The sequence below is a fragment of the Dissulfurimicrobium hydrothermale genome (assembly GCF_022026155.1).
In the GTDB taxonomy this organism is placed as follows: Bacteria; Desulfobacterota; Dissulfuribacteria; order Dissulfuribacterales; family Sh68; genus Dissulfurimicrobium; species Dissulfurimicrobium hydrothermale.
In genome coordinates this window covers 732,494-744,493 of record NZ_CP085041.1, presented here as the reverse complement: position 1 = coordinate 744,493, position 12,000 = coordinate 732,494, and the positions used below count along the sequence as shown (strand labels likewise).

The window sequence follows — 12,000 nt, the reverse complement described above, 5'->3', positions numbered from 1 at the left end:
TCCCATTATAAAATGACTTGCATTGACAACAAAAACAGTTTGTCATGATTGCACATGAAGAACTCAAAACTTGCAAGGGCGGTGTTGTCCGGCAGCCCAAGCTTGTTCTTGATAATCTTCTGATCCGTTGTCATCTGACTCCTCCTTATTTCATTATTTCATTCCATCTATACAAGAAGTATCAGATTAAATCACGACTATTTCAATTAATCCACCTTAAAGAGGCCTGTAAAGAGGCCTGTTTTTTGTCTTGACAATGGGGGGTAGGGTTTGTTACCGGGGGAGGTATCTAATCAAAAGGAGCAGCTTTAACGACAGGGCTTGATTTTTCATCTGGAATGGCTGTCATTCCAATCGATGCAGATATTCAGGACCCGCCGGAGCTGATTCCACAACTTATAGCCAAATGGAAAAAAATAAATATTATAACTTTTCTTATGTGAAAATAAAATAGGGTAAAAAAGGGGCACACTTATATAATATTTGTTATCCCAAATAACAAAAACAAGCGGAGCTGACGCACTATCTGGGTCGTAATGAATATAAACGGTCCAAGGGCGAGGCAAATCATCTAACAGCGGATATCCCAGGGGGTTCTGTATCAAAGGTAGCGGATCGGTCATGCTTGGGATTATGGATGGACTTTCGGGTCTTGAGAAGGTATTCCTGTCTGACATTCTTCAACTTTCCGGAAGAGGAATGGATATCATTGCGGACAACGAACATCATTGAGCGGCTAAACAAGGAATTCAGGCGCAGGACAAGGCCCATGGAGATCGTAGCCGGGGAGGATGCCTGTTACAGGCTTCTCGCATTTATATCATTAAAAATGGAACTGACCTGGAGGTCAAATCCAATAGGCAAGGTGCGACCCAATTTGCCTATTTTAAAATTCACACAAAATAGTTGACAGTATCATTTTTTTATGCTCCCCTTATAATAGGGAATTTTTATCAAACTGCCAAGAAAGGAAAGACCATGAGGAAAGGTTGGTACCATTTCTCTATCATTTTAGCCACCTTAGCGGCCTTGATCCTCGCAGTAGGCCCAAAGACTGCGTCCGCCATGAAGGCACTTCTGGCGGCCAACTCTCCTGAGAGCAGGGCTTGCATCGCCTGCCACGAGAAGGAGGCGGACCCAGTGGTAGTGCAACAGTGGGCGCAGAGCCGGCACGCAAAGGCGGGCATCGCATGTTTCGAGTGCCACCAGGTAGACAAGGGCCGTCCCGACGGCTTCGAGCACTACGGCCACCGCATCTCCGTCGTCGTCACCCCCAAGCAGTGCAGCCAATGCCATCCCGACGAGACAGCCCAGTTCGAGGCTAGCCATCACGCTCAAGCAGGTAAGATTCTGGGTTCGCTTGACAACGTGCTCGGCGACGTGGTGGAGGGACCGCCAGCGACAGTGAGTGGCTGCGTTCAATGCCACGGCAGCACCGTAAAGGTGCTCAAAAACGGCAAGCTTGACCCCGCCACCTGGCCCAACGAGGGCATCGGTCGCATCAACCCCGACGGTTCCAAGGGCTCCTGCTCCGTCTGCCACAGCCGCCATACCTTCTCTGTCTCTATCGCCCGTCAGCCAGAGGGCTGCGGCTACTGCCACCTGGGCCCCGACCATCCCCAAGAGGAGATCTATGCCGAGAGCAAACACGGCGTCACCTATGCCACTCTGAAGGGGCGGATGAATCTCGATTCGCGTTCCTGGATCCTGGGGAAGGATTACAATGCCGCCCCCACCTGCGCCACCTGCCACATGGGCGCAGCCAAAGGAGTGGCCAAGACCCATGACGTTGGCACGCGCCTCTCCTGGACGCTCAGGCCAGAGGTATCGATCCACACGGCCAACTGGCAGCAGAAACGCAATGAGATGGAGAAGGTCTGCTTCAACTGTCACGCCTCGGACTGGGTCAACAACTTCTATGTCCAGTACGATTACGCCGTGGAGCTCTACAACCACAAGTTCGGAGAGCCCGCCAAGGTCATCATGGCCAAGCTCCAGGCAGCGGGCAAACTTGGTCCATCCCCCTTCTCTAAGAAGATCCAGTGGGACTACTTCGAGATCTGGCATCACGAAGGTCGTAGAGCCCGCATGGGGGCCTCCATGATGGGGCCCGACTATGTCCAGTGGCACGGTTTTTACGATGTGGCGAAGGACTTCTACAGCAGGTTCCTTCCCGAGGCGGAAGCACTTCTGCCGGGCGTCACGGCCGAGGTCCTCAACGAACCGGCCAACTGCTGGCTGAAGCAGGGGCTCTCCAAGGAGGATCGCGCGAAGATCCAGGAGTTCTACCAGAAACGCTACGGGAAGTGACCTCTGTTGTAAATAGCCGGCGTAGGATGTGCTGAGGAACAAGGCACATCCTACGCCGGCTTTACTTTAGATAAAGTCATCAGCATATCTTACAAATCGAGGACTCCCTTTCCTCAAGTTCCCTATCCAGGTCATCTTCAGGATATTTGCAAGAAGCGGTGAAAAAAGCCCTCACTGGGGCATGCCCTTGCGGATGGCCTACGGGCGTCCCTTGTTGACCACACCGGCACGGAGATACCGGCTGATGAGCCCAAGAACCCTCTTATCCTTAACCTTGCGGGATATGCGGCTCATCAGCACATCCTGGTTTACCATATCGAAAAATCCCGCAAGGGCCATGTCACTGCTATCCTGTAACCCTGCTTTATGATGTAGTTCCGTACCTGGTAGACTGGTTATACGCGGAACGGCCCGAACGGAAACTAAAGCTCGATTCCGGGAACTCCGGGTCGAACATCGGCATTAGAACCTGGGCCATGGCCTGCTGGATCACTCGGTCCATTAGGGTAGTATCCAAGGGCGTTCCTCTGTCACGTTTCGGTATCTTCAGCCTCAGGACCGGAGATAGGACATATGTTCATCCAGTATGGCAGCGCCTATACCGTGCCATCTCTCCTCGATGTATGCCGGAAACTGCGCTATGGTAACTCCATCAGCTCCTGGAGCCCTTTGTTAGCCTTTACCTGTTTCCAGGCACGGTTGAGGTTGTCAGGCTCAAGTATATGCTCAAGCAGATCAAAACCAGCAGTCCGCCTTTCCATGACGCGCACTGCCACCTCTCCCCCGTACAGATTCAACAACGTGTCAGAACTCATAGATGTATTCCCCCTTTCTTCGTGTTCGGCCCTTCGGCGAGGTGAGTCTATCCCTGTTTTCCAGGGCTCATTTCTAACTGCCACGGCGCCCATGGCAGATTCCTTCGCCTGCTATGGCCCCTGCTGACTCCTGCCCCTTCACCACAAAGGTTGCCCAGTATGGCGCTGGACAATTTCCTGTCCTATCCGCTTTCCTTGGGTTCGTATCCCTCCCAGGCAAAAACTCCCTCCTGGAGAAGCCGGGACATTTGGGTACCTATAGCCCCTGCCATATTCTCACTGAACAGGAATCTGCCCAGCATTAGAGACAGGTCTCCCCGGATAAGGACGTTACCATTCCGCAGGACCGCGGAATGGGACAGACGCAGGTGCCCGATAGGGGGTTGAGCCATGGACGGCGAGCATCAACTTCCACTGCACAACCGCGCCATTTACCGTATCCCCTGAGCATTTTGCAGGACAGTAAAATGGGACGTCCAACGGGTAAGCGTCTGAATGGCGCGCAATCAATCCAGGGCTCTGGCATGCTGTGCTGTCTTACCCGGAGACTCGCCTTATATCTTATATGACGTTTCTGTTCGTCGGCTCACAGCTTTGCACTCCGGCTTCCTTTAGGCCCCACCTCGCGGCGGCGCCCTTGCCTTAGGCTAATACTTTCGCTATCCTCGAAATCAGGCAGCGAGATTCACGTACAGAGGACGTAGTCATTATTGAGGGTGAATGGACAAATCACCAGCCAATTTTTAAGTAGTGGATTTTAAATGGATTTTCACGCAGAACCATCAAAAGTGACTGTGTTTCTTCTTTCAAACTGCTAAAAATAGTTTCTGAGCATCTTTCCGGGCGTGCTGTGTATAAACCAATTTCTAAATCACCAGTCTAACTTCATTATTGTATTCACCAACTAGGTCTACAACTCTTTCATAATGGATTCATGCATATCCGGAATGGATAGCAGATACATGTAAGGTAATGGATGTAAAAAGATACAGGTAACCCACGTTGCATTTCTTGCCTTTTTTACAAAAGACCTTACACTTGCTGAGAACAACCGTTAAATTTTCCTTAAACAAAGGAGCTTTCATGGCCTACCGCGATCTGCAGGAATTTGTAAAGAGGCTTGACGCCGCAGGCGAACTGGTCCGCATAAAGGAACCGGTGAGCCCACGTCTTGAGATAACCGAGATAACGGACAGGGTATCAAAACGCTATGGCCCCGCGCTGCTGTTCGAAAATGTCCGGGGTTTCAAGATGTCTGTACTTACAAACGCCTTCGGTTCCTATAAAAGGATGGCTATGGCCCTTGAAGTGCCTAACCTAAACGCCCTTGGCGAAGAGGTCATGGACTTTATCGAGGCGGAGGCGCCGGACACCATAATCAAGAAGCTGAGGCTCATCCCGAAACTCAGACGCATGGACTCGGCCATGCCAAAACTGGTCAAAAAGGCCAGGTGTCAAGAGGTGGTCTATAAGGGGGAAGATGTTGATCTAGGCCTTCTACCCGTGCTTCACTGCTGGCCCGAGGATGGGGGGCCGTTCATCACGCTTCCGGTTGTGTTTACCCGGCACCCTGAGACAGGCATAAGAAACGCTGGCATGTATAGGATGCAGATATTTGACAAAAACACCACCGGCATGCACTGGCACGCCCACAAAGGGGGCGCCCAGCACTACAGGGTCGCAGAGCGCCTAAGAAAACGCCTCCCAGTGGCGGTCGCCATAGGCCCTGATCCAGCCATGACCTACGCGGCCACAGCCCCGCTCCCTGAAGACATAGACGAGGTGATCTTCGCCGGATTTTTAAGAAACGAACCTGTCGAGCTCGTTAAATGCCTGACCATTGACCTCGAGGTCCCGGCCTATTCACAGATCGTGCTTGAAGGTTATGTGGAACCCGGTGAGAGACGTATGGAGGGCCCGTTCGGCGACCACACGGGTTATTATTCCCTTGCCGATCTCTACCCGGTCTTCCATGTAACCTGCATGACCCACCGAAAAGACGCCATATACCCGGCTACGATAGTAGGCAGACCCCCTCAGGAAGACTGTTACATGGCAAAGGCCACCGAACGACTTTTTTTACCTCTGATCAAAAAGACCATGCCCGAGGTCATCGATATGAACCTGCCTATCGAGGGCATCTTCCACAACCTAGTCTTCATTTCCATAGACAAGCGCTATCCGGGTCATGCCAAGAAGGTCATGCACGCCATTTGGGGTCTGGGTCAGATGATGTTCTCCAAGATCATTTGTGTCTTTGACAAAGAAGTAGACGTCCAAGACGTCTCTCACTGCCTCTGGAGACTTGGAAACAACGTGGATCCGCGGCGCGACACGGTATTTGTAGACGGCCCGGTAGACGCCCTTGACCACGCCTCGCCGCTTCCGCATTACGGGAGCAAGATGGGCATAGATTGTACCAAAAAATGGCCGGAGGAGGGTTTTATGAGAAAATGGCCGGATATAATAGAGATGGACAGGGATGTAAAGACCAGGATAGACAGGCTGTGGCCCAAACTCGGTCTTGATCGGAGGGGCTGAGAAGTGACAAACCAAATAAACTGGACAGAAAATGCCCCTGTCCTCCTCGCGATCACAGGCGCAAGCGGAGCCATCTACAGCCTGAAATTCATGGGGATAATGAAAGACCTTGGCCAAGAGGTCCACCTTGTCATATCCAAGGCTGGCATGGAGGTGACGAGACTTGAACTTGGAGACGAAGGATGCAGGATGCTGAAGAAAACAGCCGATGTCGTGTACGGGGTGGATGACCTTACGGCCCGGCCCGCGAGCGGCAGTGCAAGATGGCAGGCAATGGTGATCCTCCCATGCACCATGGGTACCCTTGCAGCAATCGCCCACGGCATAAGTGGAAATCTCATACACAGGGCGGCGGACTGCTTTTTGAAGGAAAGACGCCCGCTTGTACTCGTCCCAAGGGAAACCCCCTTCAACCGCATACATTTAAGGAATATGCTCTTGGCAGAGGAGGCGGGTGCGGTCATTTATCCGGCCATGCCTAGCTTCTATCACAAACCAAGGAACATTGACGAGATGGCCTTGTTTTTTGCAGGAAGGATAGCAGAATTCCTAGGTTTTAATATAGAAAACCTAAAACGATGGGAAGGGAGATGCGGCGTATGACCTATGTTATAAAAAAGACAAAGACGATCCTTGAGATGATCAAGTTTGAACACACCGTCTTCGCCCTGCCCTTTGCCTTCCTCGGGGCCTTTCTGGCCGCAGGCGGCCCACCTGATTTAAAGACCTCCCTCTGGATCCTTGTTGGTATGGTTGGGGCAAGGACCACCGCAATGACCTTCAACCGCATCGTTGACCTCCCTTTTGATGCAAAAAATCCCAGAACGGCGCAACGTGCCCTGCCTAGGGGGGACATAAGACTGAAAGAAGCCTGGGGCCTAACGATAGCCGCCGCCATGCTGTATTTTCTGTCGGCGTATGAACTTAACCACCTTGCATTCATCCTTTCTCCGTTTGTCCTTGCACTCCTGCTGCTGTATTCATACATGAAACGGTTCACATTCCTCTGTCATATCTTTCTCGGCCTTTCGATCGGGATAGCCCCGACCGCCGGCTGGATAGCGGTCAGGGGCGACATCGAGTCTGTGCCCATTGTATTGAGTCTTGGGTTTCTATTCTGGATGGCCGGCTTTGATATCCTCTACGCCTGCCTCGATACGGAATTCGACCGGAAGGAGGGGCTGAAATCCATTCCTGCCGCATTCGGCGCAAAAAAGGCATTCATCATATCGAGGCTATCACATATGGCTGCCTTCATCCTCTTTGCATCGGCGGGATTGCTCGCTCGTCTAAATTGGATATACTTTGCCGGCGTCCTTGCGGTCTTTGTACTGCTGTTTGCACAAGGAAGGCTTGTAAAGCCCGATGACCTTTCAAAGATGGACGCCGCATTTTTTAACTGCAACGCGGCCATAAGCATCATCTTGTTTACCGCCACGGCCATATCCCTCACATGGAGGATGTAACTTTGGCAAGATATGATCTGAGCGCAGAGATCAAAAAAAACGAAAAGTTGTCTGACGACGTCTTCCTTATGACCATCCTGGCGCCGGAGATAGCCAGGGCCGCAAGACCCGGACAGTTCTGCATGCTCAGCGTAAACGGCAATCTGCGGTCTGACCCGCTCCTTCGCCGGCCACTTTCCATCTTCGACAGTGGAGACAGTGGGGATATATCCTTTCTCTATAAGGTCACAGGGCGGGGCACGGATATCCTCTCTCAAAAAAAAGAGGGTGACTCCCTGGATATCATCGGGCCATTGGGCAGGGGATTCAGGCTTGACCACAGCGGACCTCGCATCCTTGCCGGAGGCGGAATGGGCGTGGCGCCGCTGCATTTCCTGGCAAAAAGGCTTGAAGGCGCGTTCAGCGTGATACTAGGCGCCAAGACGAAAGGAGAGATATTGCCGGTCGTCAAGACATTTGAGGCATCCGCGGAACGACTCCTAATCACTACCGAAGATGGAAGCCTCGGCGAAAAGGGTCTTGTGACGGCTATGCTTGAAAAGGAGCTATGCCTCTCTAAGAAAAATGTATTGATCCATACCTGCGGTCCATGGCCCATGATGAGGGCTGTACACGACCTTACAGTCAAGTTTGGAACGAGGTGTGAGGCCTCGCTTGAGGCTGGGATGGCCTGTGGCATAGGGGCATGCCTTGGCTGCGCGGTCAAAAAGACCAGCGGGGGTTATCTTCATGTCTGCAAAGACGGGCCTGTGACAGATTCAACGGAGATAGACTGGGAGATATGAAGAAAACGACCAGGGTAAAAATGCCGCAAGACCAGGATATATCTCCGGATATGTCTGTTGATGTAGGTGGATTGAAGTTGAAAAATCCAGTACTCCTTGCCTCAGGGACATGCGGCTATGGGGTGGAGATAGGCGACCTTATCGATCTCAGCGCACTTGGCGGAATCGTCGTAAAGGGTCTGTCCCTGAAGCCAAGGCAGGGCAACCCCCCGCCCCGCATAGCAGAGACGCCGTGCGGCCTCCTGAACTCCATAGGTCTTGAAAATATAGGGATAGAGGCGTTTATCAGGGATAAGCTGCCCTGGCTCAGAAAGATCAATACCAGGGTCATTGTCAACATCCTCGGAAACTCTCAAGAAGAATACGCAAGTCTGGCAAGACGCATTGACGGGACAGACGGGATAGATGCAATAGAGGTGAATATCTCATGCCCTAATGTGCTGGCAGGCGGACTGGCCATCGGCGCGGACCCGAACGCTGCGGCAGGGGTAACAAGGGCCGTAAAGGCCGCAACCGGCCTTCCTGTAATCGTCAAGCTCTCGCCCAACGTGACGGATATAGTCGAAATAGCCAGAGCGGTCACGGCGGCAGGGGCAGATGCCATCTCCCTCATAAACACCCCTCTTGGAATGGCTATAGACATCGACAAGAGACGCCCAGCCCTTGGAAATGTCGTCGGCGGCCTCTCTGGTCCCGCCATCAAACCCATAGCCCTTCGCATGGTATGGCAGGTGGCCGGGGCGATCGACGTGCCGATTATAGGGATAGGCGGGATATCAAGCGCCAGCGATGCACTTGAGTTCCTTATGGCAGGGGCGTCGGCCATCGAGGTCGGGACTGCCACGCTGGTAAAACCTTCTGTAGCCATCGATATCATAGCAGGGGTGAGGGATTATATGAAAAAAAACAACTTTCTACGGATAGATGACCTGCCTATCCCTCGAGATTGAAATTTTTACTTGACGAAATGACGGACATGCCCTATCATTTATTGAAAAGAAGGTGAGGTAACGATCGGGAGAGTAGTGCAAATTTCTAAGTTATTATCTTGCAAGAAAATCCCCCCAAGTCAAATCCAATAATTTAATTGAATCACCAATGAACAACAGGTTTACACTCGATGGACGTAGAAAATCAGCAGAAGGACGGACCTTTCCGTCTGGGCGTTTCGAACCATCGGTAGTGCAACGTATGGGTAAAATGCCCAGAAATATCTAAATCCTAAATCACAAGGAAAGGAGCAATGTCCATGGCAAAAGGTACCGTTAAATGGTTTAATGATCAAAAAGGATTCGGGTTCATCTCGCAGGAAAAAGGACCTGATGTGTTCGTTCATTTCAGTGCAATTCAGTCTGAAGGATTCAAGTCCCTAAGTGAAGGCCAAGAGGTGGAATTCGATGTGGTAAACGGCCCGAAAGGTCCGCAGGCCTCCAATGTGCGCCCAACGCATTAAATTTTAGATAACTTCGCCAAAAAGGGGCTACGAAGAGTTGCCCCTTTTTTTGTCTGTAAAGTTATCCAATAGGGGTCAAAGATGCCTTCTTGCATATTGACCTTATTAAAATTTTACTGCCATTTTGCCCTTTCGTTTCTGTCTGCCGAAGGGAACTCAATGGAACCTAATGAAATAAAAAAGGCCTTTGTCCGGAATGAGGATAACAGCCCTTCTGTAAAAGGCTTAATTGTATTGCAAGCATGAAAGGGAAACAGCGGTGACGACACTTGATGACCTCCATACCGGTGAAAAAGCCCGGGTTGTAAAGATACTCGCCAGAGGCCCATTTAAAAAAAGACTACTTGAGATGGGTTTTGTAGCTATGGCAGAGGTGGAGGTGGTAAAATACGCCCCACTTAAAGACCCAGTAGAATACCTGATAAAAGGCTACCACGTAAGCCTTCGTCATGAAGAGGCAAGGGAGATCATTGTGGAAAAGGTCTAAAGACCATTATGGTAGCCTTACTTATATGTCGGGCAGTACTTGCATTTATTTGCATAATCTGTGAAAGTATAAAAAATTGATGGTCTCGTAAAAAAGTCATTGACATGAGATGGTTAAGCAAAAATCGTCAATGCAAGGCGTGCAGATCCTAAGGAATAAGGCATACCTCCTGTACGCCCCGTACGCCGTGGTGACGAAGGAGGCAGAGCAACATGGCAGTCGGCGTTTTTTGCGACGCCATCAAGACTAACTTCAGAAAAAATCAGAAAAAAAGAGGTAACGTCATGATAATCATTATTAAGCCAGAGGTCGAGCCGAACGGCCCGGAGGTGAGTGGGATACTTGAATATCTACGCCAATTTCCCGACATAAAGACCAAGATATCAGAGGTGAGTGGCGTAAGCCGTACGGTTACTGAGATATATCTCATAGGGCCTACCCACCACATACCGACCGAGACCATCGAACACATGCCAGGTGTCGAAAAGGTAGTACGCGTCTCGAGTAAGTACCGTCTGATAGGACGCCACGGCGGGCAACTGGACCAGATCGGGTTTGAATACAATGGCCTTTACTTTGATCAGAACTCCCTGCATACATTCATAGGACCATGTGCGGTCGATACCCGAGAACATGTAGAAATCATACTCAAGAACCTCCAGAGGACTGGGGTCGTCACAGCCCGGATGGGCGCATACAAGCCCCGCACAAGCCCATATGACTTCCAGGGCCATGGCAAGGATTGCCTCCCGTGGGTGTTCGAACTGGCCGGAAAATACGGGATCAAGGTGATAGCAATGGAGGTCCTTAGAGAGGACCATATAGACGAAATTGCAGATGCGCTTGAAAAGGCCGGAAGGCCAACCGGCGTCATGCTCCAGATAGGCACCAGGAATGCGCAGAACTTCGAACTGTTGAAGGCCGCTGGTTCACAGCAGGAATTTCCGGTCCTCTATAAAAGAGGCATGGGGCTCAGCATCGAGGAGGCGCTGAACGCCTGTGAATATATAGCAAGCGAAGGCAACCGCAAGATCATATTCTGTCTGAGAGGTGTAAAGACAAGGCTTGGCGACCCGCACCGAAACCTCGTTGATTTTTCCCATGTGCCGGTGATCAAACGTCTTACCAGACTCCCGGTATGCATAGACCCGACCCATTCCGTCGGGACAAAGGACAGGGCTGCTGACGGCATCCTTGATATATTTCATGCAACGGCCCAGGGCGTCATTGCAGGGGCAAACATGATCCTGGTAGAGTTCCATCCAAGGCCCGAACTGGCGCTGTGCGATGGACCGCAGGCCCTTACCATGAAAGAACTTGACCACTTCCTAGAGGACGTTAGGATAACGAGAAAGGCCTATGAGGAACGCAAGGCCCTTGCTGAACGGGAATTATTTAAGAAATGGCATGCATAAATATGGCGAGGGAGCGGTATGCGCATATGCTACATACAGCACGAATCATTCGAGGGGATCGGGGCCATAGGCGGATGGGCCGCTGAAAAGGGCTATACCGTATCGGGTGTTCACGTATATAAGGGCGATCCACTGCCCGAGGTTGACGCCTTCGACTGGCTGATCGTAATGGGTGGGTCGATGGGCGTCTACGACGAGGACAGATACCCATGGCTCTCCAAAGAAAAAAAATTTATTGAAGCGTCTATCAAGGCTGACAAATTGATCCTTGGGGTCTGTCTTGGCGCACAGCTCCTTGCAAATGTGCTTGGAGCCCCCGTGCGCAGGAACATAGTGAAGGAGATCGGGTGGTTCGACGTCTCCCTCACGCCTCACGGATGGAATTCGCCGATATTTAAAGGTCTGCCCGCCACATTCAAGGCCTTCCACTGGCACGGCGATACCTTTGCAATACCCGAAAGCGCCCTCCACATCGCATCTTCCATGGCATGCGCCAATCAGGCCTTTGTCTATGGGGAAAGGGTCGTAGGGCTGCAATTTCACATGGAGTCCACAAGAGAAAGCATTGAGGCCATTGTAAGAGGTTGCCAGGAGGAACTCCTTGAGGAAGGAGAATTCATACAAAAAGCGGATAAGCTTCTTGGAACTGAGACCCTTTTTATTGAATTAAAGAAAAACCTCCATGCCCTGCTCGATGCAATGGAAAGGCAGGCATGAATCAAATTTCA

At 51.3% G+C, this 12,000-nt stretch carries 14 protein-coding genes and 2 pseudogenes; 12 read left to right on the top strand and 4 right to left on the bottom strand.

All coding sequences use genetic code 11. From position 1 onward, the window contains the following. Nucleotides 1-5: 5 nt before the first annotated feature. The gene (locus LGS26_RS09655) at nucleotides 6-134 is read right to left on the bottom strand and encodes a hypothetical protein (RefSeq protein ID WP_269137058.1); all 129 of its coding nucleotides are present in this window, start codon (nucleotides 132-134) and stop codon (nucleotides 6-8) included. Between the two features lie 162 nt (nucleotides 135-296). Here LGS26_RS09655 and LGS26_RS03475 point away from each other — a divergent pair. From LGS26_RS03475 to LGS26_RS03465, 3 genes and pseudogenes are all read left to right on the top strand, one after another. Further along, a pseudogene (locus tag LGS26_RS03475) lies at nucleotides 297-416 on the top strand (glycosyltransferase); the annotation flags it as partial. Between the two features lie 248 nt (nucleotides 417-664). Continuing rightward, nucleotides 665-910: pseudogene (locus LGS26_RS03470) on the top strand (transposase); the annotation flags it as partial. A 155-nt stretch (nucleotides 911-1,065) separates the two neighbouring features. Then, nucleotides 1,066-2,310 (top strand): multiheme c-type cytochrome, encoded by a 1,245-nt coding sequence (locus tag LGS26_RS03465; RefSeq protein ID WP_237889256.1) that lies wholly within the window; start codon nucleotides 1,066-1,068, stop codon nucleotides 2,308-2,310. A 198-nt stretch (nucleotides 2,311-2,508) separates the two neighbouring features. On the opposite strand, the gene LGS26_RS03460 is transcribed toward LGS26_RS03465, so the two are convergent. From LGS26_RS03460 to LGS26_RS03450, 3 genes are all read right to left on the bottom strand, one after another. Next, the gene (locus LGS26_RS03460) at nucleotides 2,509-2,649 is read right to left on the bottom strand and encodes a hypothetical protein (RefSeq protein WP_237889255.1); all 141 of its coding nucleotides are present in this window, start codon (nucleotides 2,647-2,649) and stop codon (nucleotides 2,509-2,511) included. 25 nt (nucleotides 2,650-2,674) lie between these two features. Continuing rightward, complete coding sequence (locus LGS26_RS03455; RefSeq protein WP_237889254.1) at nucleotides 2,675-2,812, bottom strand: hypothetical protein; 138 nt, start codon at nucleotides 2,810-2,812, stop codon at nucleotides 2,675-2,677. 136 nt (nucleotides 2,813-2,948) lie between these two features. After that, a complete protein-coding gene (locus LGS26_RS03450) occupies nucleotides 2,949-3,125 on the bottom strand; it encodes a hypothetical protein (RefSeq protein ID WP_237889253.1) in 177 nt (58 codons plus the stop codon). A gap of 1,083 nt (nucleotides 3,126-4,208) precedes the next feature. Between LGS26_RS03450 and LGS26_RS03445 the strand changes: the two genes are divergently transcribed. The 9 genes from LGS26_RS03445 to LGS26_RS03405 all read left to right on the top strand — a co-directional run bounded on the left by LGS26_RS03445 (nucleotide 4,209) and on the right by LGS26_RS03405 (nucleotide 11,989). Continuing rightward, on the top strand, nucleotides 4,209-5,666 hold the full coding sequence (locus LGS26_RS03445) for a menaquinone biosynthesis decarboxylase (RefSeq protein ID WP_237889252.1): 1,458 nt from the start codon (nucleotides 4,209-4,211) through the stop codon (nucleotides 5,664-5,666). A gap of 3 nt (nucleotides 5,667-5,669) precedes the next feature. Further along, nucleotides 5,670-6,269 (top strand): UbiX family flavin prenyltransferase, encoded by a 600-nt coding sequence (locus tag LGS26_RS03440; RefSeq protein ID WP_237889251.1) that lies wholly within the window; start codon nucleotides 5,670-5,672, stop codon nucleotides 6,267-6,269. Then, nucleotides 6,266-7,132 (top strand): UbiA-like polyprenyltransferase, encoded by an 867-nt coding sequence (locus LGS26_RS03435; RefSeq protein WP_237889250.1) that lies wholly within the window; start codon nucleotides 6,266-6,268, stop codon nucleotides 7,130-7,132. Before LGS26_RS03440 ends, LGS26_RS03435 begins: the two co-directional genes overlap by 4 nt. A 2-nt stretch (nucleotides 7,133-7,134) precedes the next feature. Next, nucleotides 7,135-7,917 carry a dihydroorotate dehydrogenase electron transfer subunit gene (locus tag LGS26_RS03430; RefSeq protein ID WP_237889249.1) on the top strand — a complete coding sequence of 261 codons (783 nt, stop codon included), beginning with the start codon at nucleotides 7,135-7,137 and terminating at the stop codon, nucleotides 7,915-7,917. Beyond that, complete coding sequence (locus LGS26_RS03425; RefSeq protein WP_237889248.1) at nucleotides 7,914-8,867, top strand: dihydroorotate dehydrogenase; 954 nt, start codon at nucleotides 7,914-7,916, stop codon at nucleotides 8,865-8,867. Before LGS26_RS03430 ends, LGS26_RS03425 begins: the two co-directional genes overlap by 4 nt. Nucleotides 8,868-9,166: 299 nt before the next feature. After that, on the top strand, nucleotides 9,167-9,370 hold the full coding sequence (locus tag LGS26_RS03420) for a cold-shock protein (RefSeq protein WP_237889247.1): 204 nt from the start codon (nucleotides 9,167-9,169) through the stop codon (nucleotides 9,368-9,370). A gap of 259 nt (nucleotides 9,371-9,629) precedes the next feature. Beyond that, entirely contained in the window at nucleotides 9,630-9,857 is a 228-nt protein-coding gene (locus tag LGS26_RS03415; RefSeq protein ID WP_237889246.1) for a FeoA family protein, read from the top strand. Nucleotides 9,858-10,141: 284 nt separating this feature from the next. Continuing rightward, entirely contained in the window at nucleotides 10,142-11,272 is a 1,131-nt protein-coding gene (locus LGS26_RS03410) for a 3-deoxy-7-phosphoheptulonate synthase (protein ID WP_237889838.1), read from the top strand. An 18-nt stretch (nucleotides 11,273-11,290) separates the two neighbouring features. Next, on the top strand, nucleotides 11,291-11,989 hold the full coding sequence (locus LGS26_RS03405; RefSeq protein ID WP_237889245.1) for a type 1 glutamine amidotransferase: 699 nt from the start codon (nucleotides 11,291-11,293) through the stop codon (nucleotides 11,987-11,989). The last annotated feature ends 11 nt before the right edge of the window (nucleotides 11,990-12,000 follow it).

What these genes read in the sequence shown, in the direction of transcription:
- LGS26_RS09655 (WP_269137058.1), bottom strand. Translation starts at nt 134, where the DNA reads ATGACAACGGATCAGAAGATTATCAAGAACAAGCTTGGGCTGCCGGAC.
- LGS26_RS03465 (WP_237889256.1), top strand. Translation starts at nt 1,066, where the DNA reads ATGAAGGCACTTCTGGCGGCCAACTCTCCTGAGAGCAGGGCTTGCATC.
- LGS26_RS03460 (WP_237889255.1), bottom strand. Translation starts at nt 2,649, where the DNA reads ATGGCCCTTGCGGGATTTTTCGATATGGTAAACCAGGATGTGCTGATG.
- LGS26_RS03455 (WP_237889254.1), bottom strand. Translation starts at nt 2,812, where the DNA reads ATGGACCGAGTGATCCAGCAGGCCATGGCCCAGGTTCTAATGCCGATG.
- LGS26_RS03450 (WP_237889253.1), bottom strand. Translation starts at nt 3,125, where the DNA reads ATGAGTTCTGACACGTTGTTGAATCTGTACGGGGGAGAGGTGGCAGTG.
- LGS26_RS03445 (WP_237889252.1), top strand. Translation starts at nt 4,209, where the DNA reads ATGGCCTACCGCGATCTGCAGGAATTTGTAAAGAGGCTTGACGCCGCA.
- LGS26_RS03435 (WP_237889250.1), top strand. Translation starts at nt 6,266, where the DNA reads ATGACCTATGTTATAAAAAAGACAAAGACGATCCTTGAGATGATCAAG.
- LGS26_RS03425 (WP_237889248.1), top strand. Translation starts at nt 7,914, where the DNA reads ATGAAGAAAACGACCAGGGTAAAAATGCCGCAAGACCAGGATATATCT.
- LGS26_RS03420 (WP_237889247.1), top strand. Translation starts at nt 9,167, where the DNA reads ATGGCAAAAGGTACCGTTAAATGGTTTAATGATCAAAAAGGATTCGGG.
- LGS26_RS03410 (WP_237889838.1), top strand. Translation starts at nt 10,142, where the DNA reads ATGATAATCATTATTAAGCCAGAGGTCGAGCCGAACGGCCCGGAGGTG.
- LGS26_RS03405 (WP_237889245.1), top strand. Translation starts at nt 11,291, where the DNA reads ATGCGCATATGCTACATACAGCACGAATCATTCGAGGGGATCGGGGCC.